Below are 20902 nucleotides of genomic sequence, written 5' to 3'. Positions count from 1 at the left end.
TAGGAGCATATATTTGTATGCTAATCTGGTCTTATCCATCATTTCAATTGTAAACAGATATTAATTGATATTGGATATTGATTGATATTGTTTTGGTCACAAGCCCCTTCATTTGCTTTGAGCGCCATGGTTTCCCTAGTTTATTTTGATTGTTCTTCATCTCGCATTCTTCTTTATCCAGTTATCCAAAACTGACGTAACTGAATACTTGACTCCTTTAAATCGGTCCGGAGGTGCGGTGTCCAAAGCTTTTCGGACTTCGAGGATCGCAGGATAAAAATCCATACCCAGTCCTGAAAGTTGCCCGTCAAGCACACGAAGCAACCTTTCAATCCCAAAATGATCAAATGACCATTCTTGAAGGTTATTGGAATCGCGTATAGTCGAACGGATATCAGCGGCCATCTGTAGGATGCTGAGGCGGACCGGCTCGGTAAACAAAGCCGGATGGTCCACCATGTTGCCATCAAAAAAATCATAGGCATAATGGTAATTGTACTCAGACACCAGAATCCCGATCAATTCACTTTCCCAATCAGGCCTTGATTTGATTTTTTCAACTGCCGCCTCCCTGACCTCCGCATCGTGGTACCTTCCGGTGAGCGGCAAAATCCCAAGGATACTTTGGGTAGAATCCAAACCTTCAATTTCCCTCATGTAAGTTTCATATTGTTCTTTGTCCTGTGTCTGGATTTGCGAAATTATTTCTTTTTGCTGCTTACTTTGGTAGACAAGCCAATCAACCAACAGACCAACCGTAAAGACAAGACTAAACAAAAATCCTATGTAGAAAAAGATCCTTACCGGTGCAAAACTTGGCTCTTTTCCCAAAAAAAGCACCAGAAACGATGGAATGAAAATCAACAAAGGAAACCAAATCAGGGAATTCATATTGGCCAGCCAAGGGGAAAAACTCACTGCCTCGGTGATATTGTCCCATTTTAGTGCGGCTGAAAAAAACACGGTAATTACAAATGCGATGCAAAGTATTACTGCCAAAAAATTTCTCCAAAATGGATCCGGAGTCAGCATACCAAAGACCCCAAGTCTGGACAAGTAGAAAAACAATCCAATGCTCCCTAAGGAAATCCCTAAACCGAAAAACGACAAACCCAATCCATATCCCATGGCATTGTCACCTCCCATATTCGGCTTTGGATAATTCAAATACAACAGGCATAGGTAGAATACCAAAGTCAGAACAAAAGAAAATTTACCCATAGTATTTTTGGTTTGAAGCTATTTTTTGAGAAGAAATTAAATTACAGACAAAACAGGTTCAACATCAAGTGAGTAACGTCAGATGACAGATTTCATAATTACCTGAAAATGACATCTATCATGATTTAGTAAAATTTTAATCACCTGACTTTAGGCTATTTTTCGCTCAGAAATGAATAATTTAGGGTTGTGGAAATCAGGTAAAATTTAATCAATAAATATAAAATTCTAAATAAAGAAAGAAATAGGCTTTTTGGATTGAGTGCCTGTATTTTTACAACAAAAAAAACTACGATTAACTTCTAAACCCAAATTTTAACTTTAAAAAAACAATCTGCTAAAATCAAGAAACTATGCTGACACAAATCAAAACTGAATTAAAGGACTGGGTGGATTCAATGACGGGCCACTTTGGTCCGGATCATGTCCATTGGTGTGATGGTTCCGAACAAGAGTATGATATACTTTGTCAAAAAATGGTGGATAAAGGAACCTTCATCAAACTCAATCCGGAGAAGAGACCGAATAGTTTTGCATGTTTTTCGGACCCAAGCGATGTAGCTAGGGTCGAAGACAAAACTTTTATCTGTAGCAGAAGAAAAGAAGATGCCGGACCGACCAACAATTGGATGAATCCGACTGAAATGAAGGAAATTTTGAACGGGCTTACTGCCGGAAGCATGAAAGGCAGGACGATGTATGTCATTCCTTTTTGTATGGGTCCGGTGGGTTCACACCTTTCCAGATACGGTGTTCAGATTACAGACAGCGAGTACGTGGTCGTCAACATGAGAATCATGACCAGAATGGGAGCACCTATCCTGAAATACATTGATGAGCATTTTGTCAAATGTATCCATACCCTTGGTGCTCCTTTGGAGCCGGGACAAAAAGACGTCAAGTGGCCATGTAACCCTACTGTCAAGTACATTTCTCATTTCCCTGAAGAAAGACTGATCATTTCCTACGGCAGCGGCTATGGCGGAAATGCCCTTTTGGGAAAGAAATGTTTTGCACTTAGAATTGCTTCCACCATGGGAAGGGAAGAAGGATGGCTCGCTGAGCACATGCTGATCCTAGGTGTGGAAAGTCCCCAAAAGGAAAAAAGCTATATCGCAGCAGCATTTCCAAGCGCCTGCGGTAAGACCAACTTTGCCATGATGATCCCTCCCAAAGAAATGGAAGGATGGCGCATCACCACCATCGGCGATGACATTGCATGGATTCACAAAGGAGAAAACGGAAGATTACACGCCATCAACCCCGAAGCAGGGTACTTTGGCGTGGCTCCCGGCACCAACTACAAGACCAACCCCAATGCCATGGAAAGCATCCGGGCAAATACGATTTTTACCAACGTAGCTGTGACCCATGATGGAGATGTATGGTGGGAAGGCATGACTAAAGAAGTGCCTGAAGGTCTTACTGACTGGCATGGCAAACCTTATGACATTGCAAGCGGAAAACCCGCAGCTCATCCCAACTCCCGTTTTACAGCTCCGGCAAATCAAAACCCTGCAATAGATCCGGAGTGGAACAATGCCGAGGGAGTGCCGATCACTGCATTCGTTTTTGGGGGAAGAAGGAGCACCACGGTGCCATTGGTCTACCAGGCTTTCAACTGGAATTTTGGTGTCTATATGGCCGCGACAATGGGATCGGAGACTACCGCGGCAGCTTTTGGTGAAGTAGGAAAAGTCCGAAGGGATCCATTTGCGATGCTGCCATTTATGGGCTACCACATGGGAGACTATTTCAACCATTGGCTACAGTTTGGCAGAGACCTGCAAAACGCCCCAAGGATCTTTGGTGTCAATTGGTTTAGAAAAGACGAGGAAGGCAACTTCATCTGGCCGGGATTCGGTGACAACATGCGTGTACTCAAGTGGATCATCGGCCGTTGCAAAGGAAGGATTTCTGCTGTCGAATGTCCGATTGGCTGGAGACCTAGGTACAAAGACATGGACTGGGAAGGCATGCATGATTTCAGCAAAGAGGAATTTGACAAGATCATGATGATCGAGCCGGAGCCTTGGAAGACTGAATTGCTTGGCCACAGTGAGCTGTTCGAAAAAGCCTATGACAAAGTCCCGAAAGAGTTTTTCTTCATGAGAGAATTGTTGCTATCTGCGCTTTGGAGATCACCGGATAAGGTGGATCTTGCATCCGAGAGAGGAGATCATTAAGCCATTGAAAATGCATAATGCTTAAAAACTGATATTGGATATTGATAGATATTTATCCCCCAATTGACGTTAAGATTTGTTTTTGAACCAACTGGAAACAAAGGGAATATCAAGGTCCTTTTAAATTGGAAAATCCTCGGGAAGTAGCTCTTCTCGGGGATTTGTTTTTTTTAGAAAAATTTTCTGAAACCAAGTTCTATTTGGAAAAGTACCGCTGTGCGTATTGAATAAATGTCGGCCAATTCGGGACGACCGTATGGCCGCCGCTGTGTTGTCTGAAGGCGATTTCTCCTTCTAGAAGACCTGTTTCCTGTGGAGGAAAAACATCCGTTCCCAGATCATTTTTTCCCAAAAGCCGATACACCGGTCCGGCATACACTCCGGCCAAAAACATTCCCTTTGCATCGATCCATTGTCCTTCGACTTCCGGCGAACCCACACTGATGAATACCGGCCTCGGCGCACAGAGCGCAATGAGTTGGTGGGCATCGACGGGAAGGTCATTTGGACTTAGCGGTCCTGCATATTTGATAAAATTGGGTGCAAACCAATGGTATTCCGCAGAGGAAGCAAGGTTTTCTACCTGTTCTCCAAAAACGCGGCGAAGAATTTTAGCACCACCCGCACCTGAGGAACCGATAAAGCCGATTGCAAAACGCTCATCATAAGCCATGGCTACTATTGCTGCTTTGCCATACCGGGACAAGCCTTCGATTACGACACGCTTTTCATCTACTTTTTTGTCAGTTTCAAAATAATCCATGGCCCGACTTGCTCCCCAAGCCCAAGCCCGAAGTGCACCCCAATCATCTGCTTTTCTAGGTTCGCCTTTGTTGACCAAGCCGATGATGCCGCCTCTCAGTCCGGCACCGTGGTCAGCCTGATAGCTAGTCGGTATGAGAATGGCATATCCCCAACCATTATCCAGAATCTGTTCTTGCCAAGGCTTACCGTCCTGAGGAGGTCGACGGAAATTGGCAGGAAAATTCCAACCGAATTCCAAAACCATAGGAACCTTCCCATTCCCATTGGCAGGTGTGGTAATGGTCATTTCCAAGGTGACCTCTATCGAAGGATATGATGAATTGTCCACAATGCCGAGCAACTCACGGACTTTGACTGGTGTGTTGCCGATGAGGCTGTCCTTTTCAGATTTTACTTTCCATGTCACCGCAGGCACATTTTCGGGAATCCGACCGTAGATTTCTCTGTCAAAAGCTTCTTTGATTTCAAGCCTACGTGATTCCCACTGTTCCGGAGTATTGACTTTGGAACCATTATCGAAGACCAAAGGATCGGGAAGCGAGGTGTAGGCTGTCGCTTTAGATTCGTCAGCATTTGCGGCATTTGGCGCTTCCGGATTGCCGGATGGTCCGGGACGGAGGGACTTGATGCCAAGCATGTCCATCATCAACTGATGGTCCTCCCGACTCAGTTTGGCAATGCTGTCCCTTGCCTGTTGTGACATCTGCGAAAAAGAAGGAAGTGAAATCAGGATCAAAAACAGAAAAAGAAGCGGAAGGGAATGTCTCATTTTTGGGTATTTATTATAAAATTTAAGCATGTCATCCTGCTTATTCAAGGGATGTTTGAAGAATGGTTGAATATGTTCCTTCGGGGGTGAGATGAATCAAAAATAAGCCTTTGCTGTAGATCGGACCTTGGTCATCTACCGCAAAGCAATATTCCATGCAATCACTCAGCGCTTCTAACTTGCCAACAGAATGATTGCACTTCCCAAAAAAATGGGTTAGTTTGGGTAATCAATTTGTCTATCAATCTTTTTCATATCCGGTTAAAGCTTTGTTTTCAAAGAAGAGACAACATTGATAGAATTACTCTTTTTCGAATTCTGTTAGGGCATTCGGAAAGCCTACTATTAAAACCACAAAATTATTCCAGCTCATGTACAAAAAACTTTTATTCCTCTCGATGGCTTTGATTATGATTGTATCTCAATCTAAGTCCCAAAGCATTTCTCCCGAAAACAGCCCTCCCCAAACAATTATCAAACAACTAAAAAACGACAAAGGCGCACCCTACGAACTCGCAATAACACTTCCGTCAGCTTACCAACCTGAGAAAGAATACAAAATCCTCTATTACCTTGATGCTTATTGGCTACAGGATATGGTCAGAGGATGCTATCGCCTTAAAGCCATGTCGAGCGAAATGGAGGAGGTGATTTTGGTGGGAATATTATCAGTAGGAAATGAAAAAGACTGGCACAAACAGCGGAATATGGATTACACGCCTACCGTTTATGACTTAAGCTGGTTGAAATTAAAAATTGAGTTTGGCGGTATGTTCTTAGATGAAACCAACACAGGTGGTGCCGAGCATTTTATGCATTTTCTGAAAAACCAAATTATCCCGACAATAGAAAAAGAATACAAAGTCAATGCTAAGACTAGGGGTATTTTGGGCCATTCGTTCGGAGGCTTATTGGCTTTTTACTCTTTTGTGAATTACAATGATTTATTTGCCAATTACATCCTGCTTGCTCCAGCTATATGGTGGAATGATTCGGAAATATTTCAGGACAAAGCCTCCCTTCTGAGTCAAAAAGAAGCGAAGATGTTCATCGCAATGGGCACAGGAGAAATCAATATGTTGAAGATTCCTTTGGGAAAACTTACAGAAGAGTTGAAATCCAAAGACAACGAAAAATTAGTAATGACCTACAAACAATACGAAAACGCAACCCATAATTCTGTTTTGCCTCAGGGCATCTATGATGGGATTGAACTCTTGTACACCAAAAGCAAATGAAAAGGGAGCATGGTTTGGCGAATTTACTTTCTTCCATTTTTGGTTTAATCATGAATAAATAGCTATGGCAAAAAAGATATTTTTCCCATTGATGTCCATCTTCTTGGCTTATAATACCTATAAGCTTTTTATGGTATTCAGTTCCGTGTCCCAAGAAGAGTTTTCATTTTTGTTAAGCTTTATTTTGGCCATATTGCTCAACCTCTTCGTTACAGGAATCTTCGCATTTACAGGCTTTGTCTATCCAAGCAGCAGGTTGATGCCTGATTCCTACTATGTGGTCAAAAATCCAAAAGCGATCACAAAAGCCTATCGTTATTTGGGAGTCAAATACTTCAGGTCATTTTTAATGATGATCCATTGGGGCAAAGAAAAGAACCGCAAAAAATACTTTGACGGGACCAAATCAGGCATCAAAGATTTTGACTTTCAGACCCGGCAATCAGAATTCGGACATTTAGCGGCATTTGTGGTTATTTCTTTTGCTTGTGCTTTCCTTCTGCAGATGGGTCATTTCCAAATAGTTTTGCTGACAATGGCATTGAATATTCCTTTCAATCTTTATCCCGTCATTTTGCAGCGGATACATCGGGTGCAGATTCAAAGATTGAAAAAGTATATCAGCTCCTGATCAAAGAATTTTTCAAGCCTTTTTAAACTGGTTTTTCAGAACAATTCAAAAATCAGAGTCCTGAAGGATACTTTCCGTAGACACCGAAATACTCTTTTTTTCCTTTGAGGTATGTGCTGAGGTAGCCCATAAGAAGTCGATAAAATCCCCCTGTTTCACAACCATATTGATGGTAGTAATCCATTGTCAACAGAAATTTTTTGGAAAAAGGAAAACAACAGATTAACCAAACCTTTACCACAGTAAATAAGCAAAATGTGGGATTGACATAACATGTTCCCGGAAATCCGTAATGCCTCTTCATACAAAGATGGCCACCTTTAGCATTGCAATTATTCTTTTTTCACGTAAACCACAATAAAATGGAAAACTTAAAAAGCTGCATTGACGCGTGTTTGGCCTGTGTGGTGACCTGCGAAAAATGCATCACTGATTGTATCAAAGAAAGCAATCTGGATTGTATCTCAATATGCCGGGACTGTGCTGACATCTGTGCATTGTGTGCAAGGTTTGATGCAAGGGAATCTGCTTACGGATCGGGTCTCCACGCCCTGTGTGCAGAAATTTGCAGGGCATGTGCTGCCGAATGTGAAAAACATGCCGCTCACCATGATAGCTGTAAAGTCTGTGCAGAAGCCTGTAAAAAATGTGCAGAGATCTGTGAACAAATGGATTCTGCCAAAGCCTGATCTCAATCAAGCCGGAAGAGGGAGGACTATTGATGCTGTTTTTTTTGGTTTGAAAACTTCGAAATAAGGAGGCCAACCATTCTCCTCGAGACAATTTTTTGAGCAAATAACGCAACAAATGCCAACTATAGCCTAACACTTTGTGCTGGGTTGACAAGTCAATTCATCAAAGCCTTCATTTAGGTCTACTGCCATTTTTGATTCCTCCAATTCGGATTTTGGAATGGAAGTAGGCTTACGAGACAGATAAGGAAGAGATCCTTATCCATCAAATTAAATACAAACCAATATGGCCATTCAAACAACCAATCCTTTTACAAACAAGACAGTAAAGTCATTCAAAGAAATGACAGAGACGGCAGTGGAAGGAAAAGTAGCCAATGCACAAGAAGCTTTTACCCGCTGGAAAGAAACAAGTTACCAGCACAGGGCGGATTTGTTGCACAAAGTCGCCACCCTTATGCGGGTCAAAAAATCTGAACTCGCTCAAACCATCACCCTGGAAATGGGAAAAATCCTGTCGCAGGCCGAAGGTGAAATCGACCTGAGCGCTGATATTTTTGATTATTACGCAAATCACGGAGAGGAATTTCTTGCAGATAAAGTTCTCGATCCTGAATATGGAACTGCCCTTATCCGCAATAGTCCTATCGGGGTTTTGTTGGGTGTAATGCCCTGGAATTTTCCATTCTATCAGGTAGCGCGCTTTGTCGCCCCCAATATCATGGTCGGCAATACTGTTTTGCTCAAGCACGCTTCGATTGTGCCACAATGTGCCGCTGCCCTGGAAGAACTTTTTGCAGAAGCAGAAGCGCCTGAGGGGTTGTACACCAATCTCTTTATCTCAGGCAAACACGCATCTACACTTGTTTCTGACAAAAGAATCAAGGGAGTTTCCCTGACGGGAAGCGAAGAGGCCGGTGCAAGTATCGCCATAGAAGCCGGGAAATATTTGAAAAAGGTGGTCTTGGAGCTTGGCGGAAACGATGTCTTTATAATCCTGGAAGATGCCGATATCGATAAAACCGTCGAATGGGCTGTTGTGGGCAGGATGAATAACAACGGTCAGTGTTGTGTTGCCTCCAAACGTTTCATTGCGGTAGAATCAATTGCTGACACATTTATCCAAAAATTTAAGGACGCGCTTTCAAAAATGAAAGTAGGTGATCCGATGGATCCGGAGACAGAATTGGGTCCTTTGAGCAGCGAAGAAGCAGCTGTGGAATTGGCGGATCAGGTAAAACGCTCCGTTGACCAAGGGGCTAAAGTTCTGTTGGGAGGAAAACGACCAGACCGTGAAGGTGCCTTTATGGAACCGACCATACTCACCGACCTGAAACCGGGTATCGCTGCCTACCATGAAGAATTATTTGGTCCGGTGGCTTCCTTCTATGTGGTGAAAGACGAAGAGGCTGCCATCATCCTTGCCAACGATTCTGATTTTGGTTTGGGGGCATCTGTTTTTACACAGGATATCAAGCGCGGGAAGCGGATCGCGGATCAGATTGATGCCGGAATGGTATTTATCAACCACCCTACCTGGACACAGGCTGACCTTCCTTTTGGAGGAACCAAGCGTTCGGGATTTGGCCGTGAGCTTTCGGAATTGGGAATCCATGAATTTGTCAATAAGAAGCTCATCCGTGTAAGTGAGCTCAATGATCCATTTTAACATGCGGTTGCATCAAAACATAATTTCATTGAAACTAAAATTAATTATAAAATGGAAATGAAAGGAAAAGTCATCATAATAACAGGAGCCTCCAGTGGTATAGGCAAAGCAACAGCCTTAAAACTATCTAAAAAGGGTGCTAAAGTAGTACTTTCTGCACGTAGAAAAGATGAACTTGAAGCGCTGAAGAAGTCCATCGAAAAGGAAACTGGTGAGGCCTTGGTTGTCATTGCAGACGTTACCAAGAAGCCTGATATGGACAGGTTAGTTGCCAAAACGCTCGAAGCTTATGGAACTGTAGACGCCATAATTAACAATGCAGGGTTGATGCCTTTATCGTTTGTTAAGAAACTCAAAACCAACGAGTGGGATAAAATGGTAGACGTAAACATAAAAGGTGTGTTGAATGGTGTCGCAGCTGTTCTTCCTACGCTTATAAAAAATAAAAGCGGACATATTATCAATATTTCATCAACCGCAGCTTATAGTTATTTTCCGGGCGGCGCCGTTTATTGTGCCACAAAGGCCGCAGTGAAAATGTTTACCGAAGGACTGCGACAGGAGTTAGCTCCAACGTATGGTATACGCGTGACCTCTATAGAACCGGGAGCTGTAGCTACAAACCTACTGGATACCATAACTGATGAAGATATTTTAGGTAACCTATCAGAAATGCAGAAGATGACTGCACTTGAATCAGAGGATATAGCGGAAGCGATTTATTATGCCCTCAAGCAACCGCTTCGAGTGAATGTAAATGATGTGCATATCCTACCTACTGAGCAAAAGTAAGCTGCGCCTGCAGTTCTCATAGCTTGGGCACATTGGTCGACTTGTGCATGTCAGTCATGGAGAATTTCTAAGAAATAAACAGCATAGGTAATCTAAAATTATTAAAACCAAAAAATATGAAAGCCTTACAAATAGTAAGAAAAAATGTATTAGTGGCAGGTGCCAACGGAACCACAGGGAGAATCATCATCGGTTTATTAAAAAGATCAGAAGCCTATCAACCTATAGCGATGGTCAGAAAACAAGATCAAAAAGATTATTTTGAAAAGCAAGGCGTATCTACGGTACTTGCCGATTTAGAGGAAGATGTAAACCACGTAATGAAAAATGCGGATAAAGTAATTTTTGCGGCTGGATCAAAAGGTAAAAATATAATAGGTGTGGATCAGGAGGGCGCAAAAAGGCTAACAGATGCTGCCAAGGAGGCAGGACTTGAGAAGTTTGTCATGTTGAGCTCCATGGGAGCAGATAATCCATCTGTGAGTGATGAACTTGAAGAATATTTGAGAGCAAAGCAAAATGCAGATGATCATCTGCGTTCAAGTGGTTTGAATTACAGTATTGTAAGACCCGGCCATTTGACAGACGAGGATGGAACAGGCAAAATTCAACTCAATGAGAAACTGAAAATTCAGGGGAGTATCTCAAGAGCGGATGTGGCTAAAACATTGGTGGAAGCCTTGGAAGATGGCGTTAAACAGAACCAAGTTTTCGAAATTATAAGTGGAGAAGTTCCTATAGAGAAAGCCGTCCACCAAAATTAAAAATCATGAACAAGATTATCCTTTTGAACAAACGTCCGCACGGAAAACCAACGCTTCATGATTTTAAAATCACGAGCGAAGAGATGCCGGCACCAAAAGACAGTGAGGTCCTATTAAAAACAGTTTATGTCTCCGTCGATCCATATCTGCGAGGCAGAATGAATGATGCGAAATCATATATCCCTGCATTTGAATTAAATAAACCCATTCAATCGGGAATTATCGCCGAGGTAAAAGAAAGTAAACATACCGATTTCAAAAAGGGTGATTTTGTTTCGAGTAATTTGGATTGGAAGGAATATCAGATTTCTGATGGCAAAGACTTAGTCAAGGTGAATAAAACTGACGCAAAATTATCAAGCTATTTGGGAATATTAGGAATGACAGGGCTTACGGCTTATTTAGGCTTGATGGAAATAGGGTTGCCTAAGAATGGCGAAACCCTTGTCGTTTCCGGAGCAGGAGGGGCTGTTGGGACAATAGTGGGTCAAATCGGCAAATTGCACGGTTGTCGGGTGGTTGGCCTTACCGGTTCGGATGAAAAAGTATCTCTACTCACATCAAAGTTTAATTTCGATCATGCCATCAATTATAAAACAGCAAAAAATTTAAAAGATGCCATCAAAATTGCCTGCCCGAATGGTGTAGATATCTACTTTGATAATGTCGGCGGAGAGATTTCCGACGCTGTTTTAGCAAACATAAATAAGTACGCCCGATTGCCTGTTTGTGGGGCTATATCGCTCTACAATGAAACTGAGATTCAGCTGGGTCCCCGATTGCAGCCCCTCATCCTCACCAAAAGTGCTACTATGAGAGGATTTATTATTGGTGATTTAAAGGAAAAATTTCCGGCTGCCATTAAACAATTATCAGCATGGCTAAAAGACGACAAAATCACCTTCAGCGAAACCCTTGTGAAAGGGTTCGATAATATTCCCCAGGCATTTATTGATTTGTTTGATGGAAAAAATAAAGGAAAAATGATTGTAGAAATATGAAAAAGCCGGAAAACAGAACAGTGTTTATCACAGGCTGCAACTCAGGTTCCGTGGACAAGTATCCGCATACGATAAAGTCTCCTCAAGCCCAAAGTGCAACATTGTGAATACTCATAAAAAACCAAACACTAAAACTATGAAAACACTACAAAAATTTGTTGGGCTTATTGCACTCACCGCGCTGTTTGCTTCATGTCAGTCTCCGAAGCAAGCTCTTTCAGAATCAGATTCCAGGATGGAGATTATGAACAACATAGCCAGTGACCATGATATGTCAAAAGAAATGATGCAGACCATCATGTCCGGTGACCATGGCAAAATGCTGATGCACGAAAGAATGAATGCCATGATGGAGGACAAAAGTATGGTGAAGAAAATGATGAAAGACAATCCTGAAATGTCAAAACGCATGATGTCAGTAATGATGGAAACCGCCAAAGAAGACACCACCATGATGACGGACATGTGCAAGTCCATGATGAAAAACCCGGAAATGATGGAAATGATGAAAAAGATGAAAGAAAAGGAATCCAATCAATAAAACTGACAAAGCTGTTGCCGCATGCGGAATTTAAACAACAGGAAGTGAAAAAAAATGGATTTTAATTTACGCAATTTGAGATGAAAAAATTAGAGAACAAGGTTGCGATCATTACCGGTGGCGCAGGCAGTATTGGCATGACCACGGCCAAGCTGTTTTTGGAAGAAGGAGCAAAAGTACTCTTGGTAGATTTGGAGGAAGAGCCCCTCAAAAAAGCGGTGAAAGAATTGGGAGGAAAAGCCGTGCTGTATTGTGTGGCGGATGTGACCAAAGCAGCGGATGTCCAAAGGTACGTGGAAACGGCTGTAAAAGCCTTTGGGAAAATCGATGTGTTTTTTAACAATGCAGGAATTGAGGGAACGGTAAAACCGATCGTTGACTACCCGGAAGAAATGTTTGACAAAGTGATTGCCGTCAATGTGCGGGGTGTATGGTTGGGAAATAAATACGTCTTGCCCCACATGAATGACGGCGGCAGCATCATCATCACCTCCTCGGTGGCAGGCTTGCTTGGCAGTCCCAATGTCAGTGCTTATATCATCAGCAAACATGCCGGCGTAGGCATCATGCGTGCGACATCGGTGGAGGCTGCTCCCAGAAAAATCCGAGTCAACAGTGTACATCCTTCTCCTGTGGATAACCGCATGATGCGCTCGCTCGAAGAAGGATTTTCCCCGGGTCAGGGTTCGGCTGTCAAGAAGCAACTCGAGCTTACCATCCCGCTCGGCCGGTATGCCAAACCCATCGAAATCGCAAAACTCGTCTTGTTTTTGGCAAGTGATGACAGTCAGTTTATCACAGGTACGACACAGGTAATTGATGGCGGTATCAATGTTCAGTAGAAATTAATAGCGTTTTACCCTTTTTGATTTAATGGCTATTTTTTGAAATCCCTGCGTACTCAGGGAAATATGTGGCTACCTTCCGGAGTATGACGCGGACCTTCGGAAGGTATTGAAACACTTTTTTTTCTTACTCCGGAATTTGTCGTATTGCCCACCCCTTTTTCTGAAGCCCTTTTGAATAATGAAAATCCACATCTGGTATTGTCAAAAAGTAAGTGAGAGACAAAGCAAGCCAATGGCTTGGGGATGGTTTCATTCTGATTAATACTTCTACAAGCAGTCAGAAGGGGTTTTTTTACGGAAAAAGAAAAAAATAATTCAAAAAACCCAACCCATAAATACCCTTATCGTTATTTGGACTAAACCTAAATAAGATCAGAAATATGACTAGAATCCTAATCGCATTTTGCATTTTGTTTGCGCTTACTGCCTGTGAAAATGAGGACAACCTCAGCCCTCAGAATTCGACCGAATCCATCAATGCTTCACTCAGCTTGCCTGATGGATTGATTATAACAGAGTTTGTCGAAGATGGAAGGGACAAAACAGCAATTTTCAGTCCTTATACTTTTTTGTTCAACTCAAATGGTTCGGTGGTCGCCTCCAAAACAGGAACCTCCATCAACGGCACGTACCTTGTTTTCAGGGATGACGGCCGGGTAGAATTGCGGATGGATTTTCCGGAAAGTTCCGAGCTGTACGAACTCAGCGATGATTGGTATTTTATCTCCCAAAGTGGGAATACCATCAGATTTGAAGATAGCGGCGACAAACTCGTATTCCAACAACAGTAAAAAACCTAACATCCATAATATGAAAACACTCCTCTATTCCACACTAATAGTTCTTTGCCTGACACTTTCCCATAGTAATCTGTTGGCCCAAGAAGAAGGCAAAGCCAAAACCCTTTTTGGAAAGAATACACGAATCAATACCAAAGATTTGGGCTTTTTTGTAGCCCCGTCTTTTGGCTTTACCCAAATGGACGGAGGCAGTGCCTCACTTTTCAACCTGAGAGGCGGGGTAAGCCTGAAGGACAATATTGCCTTTGGCGCGTATTTCAATACCTCCATAAATGATATCCGGCCGCAAAGCGAAACCGCTCCCAATGTCTATATGGATTATTGGTCAGTCGGCGGATTTGCGGAATACACCTTATTGTCCAATAACCTGGTGCATGTAACTTTTCCCCTTTACATCGGATATGGTGAAGTGGAAATGGACAATGAAAACGGCAATGCAGGTCTTGGCGAAGCCAATTTCTTTCAGGTCGAACCCTCGGCCTTATTGGAAGTCAACCTCCACAAAAACGTCCGGTTGAATGTCGGGGCCGGTTACCGCTTTGTCGGACAGATGGAGTACCGCAATTTCAATCAGTCAGATATTTCAGGATTGACAGGCTATATGGGATTGAAATTTGGATTGTTCCGCTAAATCATCCACTGTCCATACCAACATAAAACAGGTCAAGAAGCAATCATCATTCCGAACTGTGTTGGAAGATTTCCCAAACCGTACTTTCAGAAAGTACGGTTTTTTTATTTAGTAGCAATCCGGGAACTCCATACCCAAATCCCGCAAGTCAATAATTGACCTGATGGGTGGATTGGATATATTATTTTTTAGTTATATGTTTAAAAAAGGAAAAATTAATTTTTGAGAAGTTTACCCAGACTCTATTTCTCAAATGGAACAAAATGATAATTTAAATTTAAATCGAACCAAAAATGGGACTATTTGACTTTTTAAAGAAAAAAGAGCTCGAGGAAATTAAAAATCTGAAGCTAAAACTCGAGAGATACAAATCAATCTCTGACATAGAACAGGAAGTGGAAAGTCAGAAAAAGAACTTGGATCAATTAATCAGTTTAAAAAACTCTGATATAAAAAACTTAGAAGCTGAGTTCAATGCATTAAATTCTAATTATCAAGGTGCTTTAGAGACCTATAAAAATCTTAGAAAGGAGGTTAGTGTATTTGAAAGCAAATTAGACCTAATTGAATTTGGTATCTATGAACCTATTTATGACTTTGAAAAATCCGACGACTATCGCGAGGAGCAAAACAAAATCATTCAAATTCAAAAAGAAATGATTACAGCCGACACTGCCGCAATATGTAACACAAATTGGACAGTAGAAGGTAGTGAAGCAAAGGGTCGCGTAATTGTCAAGGTTTACAAAAAACTCATGTTAAGGGCTTTCAATGGAGAATGTGATGTTTTAATTTCCAAGGTAAAATGGAATAACGTCAACCAAATGAAAGAGCGTATGCAAAAGTTGTTTGATGCCATAAATAAATTGGGACAGGGTTTTCAAGTTTATTTGAATTACCAATATCTAGACTTGAAAAAGAAAGAACTCATTCTCGAATACGAATACCAAGCAAAAAGACAGCAAGAAAAAGAAGAAATGAGGGCAATTCAAGAAGAATTGAGAGAGGAAGAAAAAGCAAAACGAGAATTTGAGCAAGCTCAAAGGGAAGCAGAAAAAGAGGAAGCTGCATATCAGAAAGCCTTGGATAAAGCTCGAAAAGAATTCGAAGCCTCAACAGGGGAAAAACACGAAAAGCTTCAAGCTCAAATTGAGAAATTGGAGCAAGAGTTAAGAGAGGCACAAGAGAAAAAAGAAAGAGCCCTATCAATGGCTCAGCAGACCAAGCGAGGACACATTTATATTATTTCAAATATCGGCTCATTCGGAGAAAATGTATACAAGATTGGAATGACAAGAAGATTAGAACCAATCGATAGGGTGAAAGAGTTGGGAGATGCTTCAGTTCCTTTTCAATTTGATATTCACGCGATGATTTATTCAGATGAGGCAAGGACCCTTGAGAATGATTTGCATAAGGCCTTCACAAACAAGAAAGTAAATATGTTGAATTACCGAAAAGAATTCTTCAATGTTACACTAGATGAGATTGAACAAAAGGTAAAGGAAATTGGACTTGAAGCGGAATTTTCCAAGCTACCGGAAGCAATGGAATATAGAGAAACTTTGGCGATCCTTGAAAAACTCAATTCCCAAGTCAAGCCTAAAACTGTTGATGAGTTGATTGAAGAAGAATTCCCAAGTAGCCTTAAATTATAGACAATAGGCTGTGGGCCATCACTTATTATCGCTTAAAAACATGAAAATAAAGGACAAAAAATTAATTCTACTCAAATCACTTTATGCAAAAAGGTTTGACGGGAATTACTATAATGTTGAGGAAATCATAAGTAATTCTGGACAGACGAATAGCAGTGAATCAGATAGTATAGCAAAATCATTAGCTGAAGAAGGTTTAATTAATATAGTATCGGATAAGGCAGGTACTGATGCAATGATTACTTCAGTCGGAGTTGAGTACATAGAAGATCTTAGTGTAGAAAAATACGACCCTCAGGACTTAATCGATCCAATAGAAAAAGAGATATTAAAAAGTAAACTGGACGAATTATTAGAAAGACTAAAAAGAATTGAAGTCGGACAACAAATCACCTATGATGACCTGATGGACGAGATTGAGACTTTAAAGAAATTGCTTGATGTTTTGGGTAAAAAAGATTGGAGACAAATGTTAAAGGGTAAACTTGTTGATGCAGGATTTGGCTTAGTTGCAAACGAAGTATTTGATTTACTTGTTCAAACATTTAAGGACATTAAACTTTTAAAGGGGTAAGGAATTCCTAATAATATTTATAGGCAGATGGGGGATTGGATTTTTAACTAGAAGAAATTAAGTTTAAGTTATTGAGGAATATCCACAAAATTCTTGAATATAGAAATTATTGAGGGGAGTTTAACATGCAGATTTAAAATCGTTTGCCAATGAAATATGCCTTTGTCAATGGAGATAAAATTGAAGCTGTAAAAGGAGCAACAGGCATCTGCCCTAGTTGTGGTTCAGAGTTAATAGCTAAATGCGGTGAGATCAATATAAATCATTGGTCACATAAAGGAACTCGAAATTGTGACATTTGGTGGGAAAACGAAACTGAATGGCATAGACAATGGAAAAATCGATTCCCTGCAGGATGGCAAGAAATAGTTCATTTTGATGGAAAAGGTGAGAAACATATAGCAGACATAAAAACTCATAAAGATTGGGTTTTAGAGTTTCAGCATTCTTTTATAAATTCTGATGAACGCAATTCTAGAAACAAATTTTACTCAAAATTGGTGTGGGTAATAAATGGTTTAAGAAGAAAAACAGATAAAGGACAATTTCAAAAAGTATTGGAAGGGAGTTCAAGAGCACCGGTTGGAAACGTAAACATCCGAAAAGTAAACTTCCCAAGAGAATCCCGACTTTTAAATGAATGGTTGAATTGCAGCGCTCCTGTCTTTTTTGATTTTTGCGAACTTAATAAATCACCTTTATGGTTTCTTCTTCCTTTAAACCTTAAAGAAGAGGCTTACCTAATGTCTTTCTCACGGAAAGAATTTATTGCTGTTCATAATGATAATGGATTCGATGAATTGGTTTACAAGTTGATACCAAATATTCAAAATATAATACTTGAACATAAACGAGACATTTCAAATGCTTCTGTAAATGATTTAATTAATCGTCATAAACAAAGAGTTTTTAGAAAAAGACGATTTTAATAATAAAAAACCATAATCGAATCGGCGGCCATATACTTAACTACGGCTATCCTCCAAACCTGCACCTTTTTCCTTCTAATTCCCCTCCAGAATAAAAAATTGTTATTAATTAATTTAAGGATTTTGGCAAAATGAAAATGCCATGTAACATATAGTAATTTTGCTGAATTCCCTCTAAATTTAGGTAAATCTAGAAATTAAGCTTGTGCGAGTTAAATCCGATTATCAGAAATTGGCGTAATAAATTACAAAAAAGAGTAAGGAGATATAAAAGAAAAATTAGAAATGGAAAATGTAGAAAACAAAATAAATTGGCCTTATGATCCCTTTCTTAAAATAAAAGACATAATAAATCAAGAAAATTGGGATGATAATAAATTCGGTATTAAAAAAGCATATTGTTGTTCTATTTTTTCCGAAATAGCATATTGGAATATTTCTGAATATGAGTTAGAAACTGACAAGAGAGTCAAATTAATACCTTGCGAAACTTATCAAATTCTTCATTCTGGTAAAATACCTTCTAACTCTTCTTCTCTGTTTCAAAGTGGAGAATTTGCTCAATTTCATTTAATAAATAGATATTTTGCATCAACTACAATCGTTAAAACTTCTAAAGTAATCATAGTGGCCATTCGAGGAACACAGAGTTTATACGATTGGTATGTTAATTTGCAAGTTTCAAAATTCACATTTAAAAAGAATGATAATTATAAATTTCATAAGGGCTTTTATAAAGCTATCCATACTAGTTTTGAAGAAATTGGCCAAAAGCTAAATGAGTGGCAAAAACAATCTAAAGTTCCAATCTATGTGACCGGACATTCACTAGGAGGAGCTATGGCCTCCATATTTAATGCGATCTTTTCAGAGTATTTTGGAAATTTATATGTTAATAGTCATTTTTCAATTAATTCTTGCTATACTTTTGGAATGCCAAGATACTGCAATTTGGCAGGAGTAGTCCATTTAAAAAACCCTTTTCACATATACAATACTATGGATATTGTGCCTGTAGTTCCTCCTAAATGGTTGGGCTATGAAAATAGTAGAAATGAATATAGATTAAATGGCCAAAGAATTGAAAATATATCGAAAGAAGAAAATTATAAAAATATAAAGTGGCTTTCAAAACTGATGTTTATTAATAGAATTAAAGAACATAACATAGAACTTTATAGAGGAAGAATAGAAGATTTAGTAAACGGAAAAAATTAATAATCTAGCATTCTATTTTTAACTATTTGGATTGAGGAAACCCTAAACAAAGAAACTGTACCCCTACCCAAATTAGATAGTGTTTCACTGAAAAGTGGTTTGTTCCCCCTCATTCTGATTCTCCTCCCCCCTCACTGCCAAATAAACTTTCTTCGCTTTGTCTTTGCCTACGAATCGGCAAGGGCTTCGATATTTTTTGTAAGATTAGTGGATGGAATATTTCGCCAAATGTGGGTATTATTACGTAATTGAAAAATAACAACTAGTATTGTTGCTATACAATCCTTGGGAGCATTAAAATTACTTCAATAATGAATAAATCTGTCAAGATCGGAACAACAGCCATTATCCTGCTAAGTACTTTATTTTTCTATTCGTGTAATTCAGAGAAAAATAAGGTAAATCAAAAATCCGATAATCTGAAAATTATCAGCTACAATGTCTGGTATGGATTTACTGAAGTACCGGAAAGAAAAAAGGCATGGATTGCATGGATGAACGGGCAACAACCTGATATTGTATCACTTCAGGAACTTAATGAATATACCCATCAAAAGTTAGCTGAAGATGCCAAAAGTTATGGGCATGCATACTCGGTCTTGTTGAAAGAGGATGGATTTCCAACCGGTATTACTTCCCGATATCCCATAGAAGATATAGTCAGAATCAAAGAAGGCTTCCATCATGGCTTACTGCGGGTGAAGATACAGGACATATATTATTACGTTATTCATTTGCACCCCAGCAACTGGGAATTCAGAAAAAACGAAATAGATCAAATCCTTAAGGATGTTGAAGGACTTCCTTCAAATGCCGGAGTAATCCTTGCCGGCGATTTCAATAACCTCTCTCCACTTGATTCGGAATTTTATGCACATGGAAGGCTGGAACCTTTTTTCGATGAAATGGACAAAAAGAACAAAGATGTAAACCTAAATCAGGGTAATCTGGATTATTCAGTGATCCAGGAAGTTATGGATTTTGGATTCACTGATCTTGATGCCAAGATGCGTGGCTCTTCCTATGCTTTTACAGGAAGCTTTCCAACATTGATTGAAAAAGAAGGCGAACATGGGGATCAAAGACGACTGGATTATATTTTTGCGTCAAAAAATTTGGTTGATAAAGTGACTAAAGCAAATGTCATTAGTACTGACACTACCCAAATCTTATCAGATCATCTGCCAGTAGTGGTTGAATTTCGTTTGGATTATTGAGTTTCCACGATACCTGGGGACCTGACGGCGGGAGGTGTTTGAAAAGAAGTCTTAGGTCGCCGGTGTTTATTTTGTCATCACAAAAAATTGTACATTTTATGCCTAAATTTGCCTCATGGGAATAGTTGACCGAAATATAGAAGACTTAAAAAAACTTTGTTCCATGTACAATGTGGAAAAGATGTACTTATTTGGTTCAGCACTAAATTCTAGCTTCAATAAAGAAAGTGATATTGATTTTCTTGTAAAATTTAAACCCATTGAATTATCAAAGTATTTTGACAACTATATGGATTTCAAGGAAAGATTGGAGAAATTATTTGGACGTGAAGTTGACTTAGTAGAAGAGCAAACTCTAAAAAACCCAATCTTAATCAAGTCAATTAATAAATCTAAAGCCCTTATTTATGGATGAGAGAATTCTTAAATGGCTTTATGATATTAAACTCTTTATCGACGAAATTGATAGCTTTTTTCCAGAAGAAGAAAAAGATTTTTTCAAGTACAGGGATAATGTAATGCTCAAAAGAGCTGTCGAAAGAAATCTTGAGATTATTGGCGAAGCTGTTAACAGAATAATTACTCGAAACAATTCTTTTACTGAGAAAATCAGTAATGCAAAAGCAATTATTGGATTAAGAAATCAGGTTATTCATGCTTATGACAATGTTTCCGATGAGAATATTTGGTCAATTCTAACAAATCATCTTCCTAAATTAAAAGTCGAAGTTGATGCGTTAATCGAAGAAAACTAAATA

At 39.8% G+C, this 20902-nt stretch carries 22 protein-coding genes; 19 read left to right on the top strand and 3 right to left on the bottom strand.

Going from position 1 to position 20902, the window contains the following annotated elements; all coding sequences use genetic code 11:
* Positions 1-156: 156 nt before the first annotated feature.
* On the bottom strand, positions 157-1221 hold the full coding sequence (locus tag NK987_RS15965; RefSeq protein WP_259264658.1) for a hypothetical protein: 1065 nt from the start codon (positions 1219-1221) through the stop codon (positions 157-159).
* 353 nt (positions 1222-1574) lie between these two features.
* Between NK987_RS15965 and NK987_RS15960 the strand changes: the two genes are divergently transcribed.
* On the top strand, positions 1575-3407 hold the full coding sequence (locus NK987_RS15960; protein WP_259264657.1) for a phosphoenolpyruvate carboxykinase (GTP): 1833 nt from the start codon (positions 1575-1577) through the stop codon (positions 3405-3407).
* A 196-nt stretch (positions 3408-3603) separates the two neighbouring features.
* On the opposite strand, the gene NK987_RS15955 is transcribed toward NK987_RS15960, so the two are convergent.
* Entirely contained in the window at positions 3604-4941 is a 1338-nt protein-coding gene (locus tag NK987_RS15955; RefSeq protein ID WP_259264656.1) for a glucuronyl esterase domain-containing protein, read from the bottom strand.
* A gap of 371 nt (positions 4942-5312) precedes the next feature.
* Between NK987_RS15955 and NK987_RS15950 the strand changes: the two genes are divergently transcribed.
* Together NK987_RS15950 and NK987_RS15945 are read left to right on the top strand one after the other, a co-directional pair.
* Positions 5313-6179, top strand: coding sequence for an alpha/beta hydrolase (locus NK987_RS15950; protein ID WP_259264655.1), 867 nt, complete (start codon positions 5313-5315; stop codon positions 6177-6179).
* Between the two features lie 64 nt (positions 6180-6243).
* Entirely contained in the window at positions 6244-6810 is a 567-nt protein-coding gene (locus NK987_RS15945; RefSeq protein ID WP_259264654.1) for a glycosyl-4,4'-diaponeurosporenoate acyltransferase CrtO family protein, read from the top strand.
* A 52-nt stretch (positions 6811-6862) separates the two neighbouring features.
* On the opposite strand, the gene NK987_RS15940 is transcribed toward NK987_RS15945, so the two are convergent.
* The gene (locus tag NK987_RS15940; protein ID WP_259264653.1) at positions 6863-6994 is read right to left on the bottom strand and encodes a hypothetical protein; all 132 of its coding nucleotides are present in this window, start codon (positions 6992-6994) and stop codon (positions 6863-6865) included.
* Between the two features lie 178 nt (positions 6995-7172).
* On the opposite strand from NK987_RS15940, the gene NK987_RS15935 reads away from it, so the two are divergent.
* From NK987_RS15935 to NK987_RS15860, 16 genes are all read left to right on the top strand, one after another.
* Positions 7173-7499: a four-helix bundle copper-binding protein gene (locus tag NK987_RS15935; protein ID WP_259264652.1), complete on the top strand. Its 327-nt coding sequence runs from the start codon at positions 7173-7175 to the stop codon at positions 7497-7499.
* Between the two features lie 289 nt (positions 7500-7788).
* Positions 7789-9171, top strand: coding sequence for an NAD-dependent succinate-semialdehyde dehydrogenase (locus tag NK987_RS15930; RefSeq protein WP_259264651.1), 1383 nt, complete (start codon positions 7789-7791; stop codon positions 9169-9171).
* Between the two features lie 51 nt (positions 9172-9222).
* Entirely contained in the window at positions 9223-9963 is a 741-nt protein-coding gene (locus NK987_RS15925) for an SDR family oxidoreductase (protein ID WP_259264650.1), read from the top strand.
* A gap of 116 nt (positions 9964-10079) precedes the next feature.
* Positions 10080-10727 carry an SDR family oxidoreductase gene (locus tag NK987_RS15920; protein ID WP_259264649.1) on the top strand — a complete coding sequence of 216 codons (648 nt, stop codon included), beginning with the start codon at positions 10080-10082 and terminating at the stop codon, positions 10725-10727.
* Positions 10728-10732: 5 nt separating this feature from the next.
* Positions 10733-11728 carry an NADP-dependent oxidoreductase gene (locus NK987_RS15915; protein ID WP_259264648.1) on the top strand — a complete coding sequence of 332 codons (996 nt, stop codon included), beginning with the start codon at positions 10733-10735 and terminating at the stop codon, positions 11726-11728.
* Positions 11729-11864: 136 nt separating this feature from the next.
* Positions 11865-12269 (top strand): hypothetical protein, encoded by a 405-nt coding sequence (locus tag NK987_RS15910; protein ID WP_259264647.1) that lies wholly within the window; start codon positions 11865-11867, stop codon positions 12267-12269.
* An 80-nt stretch (positions 12270-12349) separates the two neighbouring features.
* Positions 12350-13111 carry an SDR family NAD(P)-dependent oxidoreductase gene (locus NK987_RS15905; protein WP_259264646.1) on the top strand — a complete coding sequence of 254 codons (762 nt, stop codon included), beginning with the start codon at positions 12350-12352 and terminating at the stop codon, positions 13109-13111.
* 386 nt (positions 13112-13497) lie between these two features.
* Positions 13498-13908 carry a hypothetical protein gene (locus tag NK987_RS15900; protein ID WP_259264645.1) on the top strand — a complete coding sequence of 137 codons (411 nt, stop codon included), beginning with the start codon at positions 13498-13500 and terminating at the stop codon, positions 13906-13908.
* Positions 13909-13927: 19 nt separating this feature from the next.
* Positions 13928-14548, top strand: coding sequence for a hypothetical protein (locus NK987_RS15895; protein ID WP_259264644.1), 621 nt, complete (start codon positions 13928-13930; stop codon positions 14546-14548).
* Between the two features lie 293 nt (positions 14549-14841).
* The gene (locus NK987_RS15890) at positions 14842-16206 is read left to right on the top strand and encodes an SNIPE associated domain-containing protein (protein ID WP_259264643.1); all 1365 of its coding nucleotides are present in this window, start codon (positions 14842-14844) and stop codon (positions 16204-16206) included.
* A gap of 40 nt (positions 16207-16246) precedes the next feature.
* Positions 16247-16780, top strand: coding sequence for a hypothetical protein (locus NK987_RS15885; RefSeq protein WP_259264642.1), 534 nt, complete (start codon positions 16247-16249; stop codon positions 16778-16780).
* A gap of 149 nt (positions 16781-16929) precedes the next feature.
* Complete coding sequence (locus tag NK987_RS15880) at positions 16930-17709, top strand: competence protein CoiA (protein WP_259264641.1); 780 nt, start codon at positions 16930-16932, stop codon at positions 17707-17709.
* Between the two features lie 285 nt (positions 17710-17994).
* Positions 17995-18927 (top strand): lipase family protein, encoded by a 933-nt coding sequence (locus tag NK987_RS15875; protein ID WP_259264640.1) that lies wholly within the window; start codon positions 17995-17997, stop codon positions 18925-18927.
* A 311-nt stretch (positions 18928-19238) separates the two neighbouring features.
* Positions 19239-20144, top strand: a complete 906-nt coding sequence (locus NK987_RS15870; RefSeq protein ID WP_259264639.1) for an endonuclease/exonuclease/phosphatase family protein — start codon at positions 19239-19241, stop codon at positions 20142-20144.
* A 115-nt stretch (positions 20145-20259) separates the two neighbouring features.
* On the top strand, positions 20260-20559 hold the full coding sequence (locus NK987_RS15865; RefSeq protein WP_259264638.1) for a nucleotidyltransferase family protein: 300 nt from the start codon (positions 20260-20262) through the stop codon (positions 20557-20559).
* Positions 20552-20899 (top strand): HepT-like ribonuclease domain-containing protein, encoded by a 348-nt coding sequence (locus tag NK987_RS15860; protein WP_259264637.1) that lies wholly within the window; start codon positions 20552-20554, stop codon positions 20897-20899. Before NK987_RS15865 ends, NK987_RS15860 begins: the two co-directional genes overlap by 8 nt.
* Positions 20900-20902 lie beyond the last annotated feature (3 nt).

Source organism: Aquiflexum gelatinilyticum (assembly GCF_024813435.1).
Lineage (GTDB): Bacteria > Bacteroidota > Bacteroidia > Cytophagales > Cyclobacteriaceae > Cognataquiflexum > Cognataquiflexum gelatinilyticum.
Note: the sequence above shows the minus strand (reverse complement) of the source record. Positions and strands in the feature narration are given on the sequence as shown.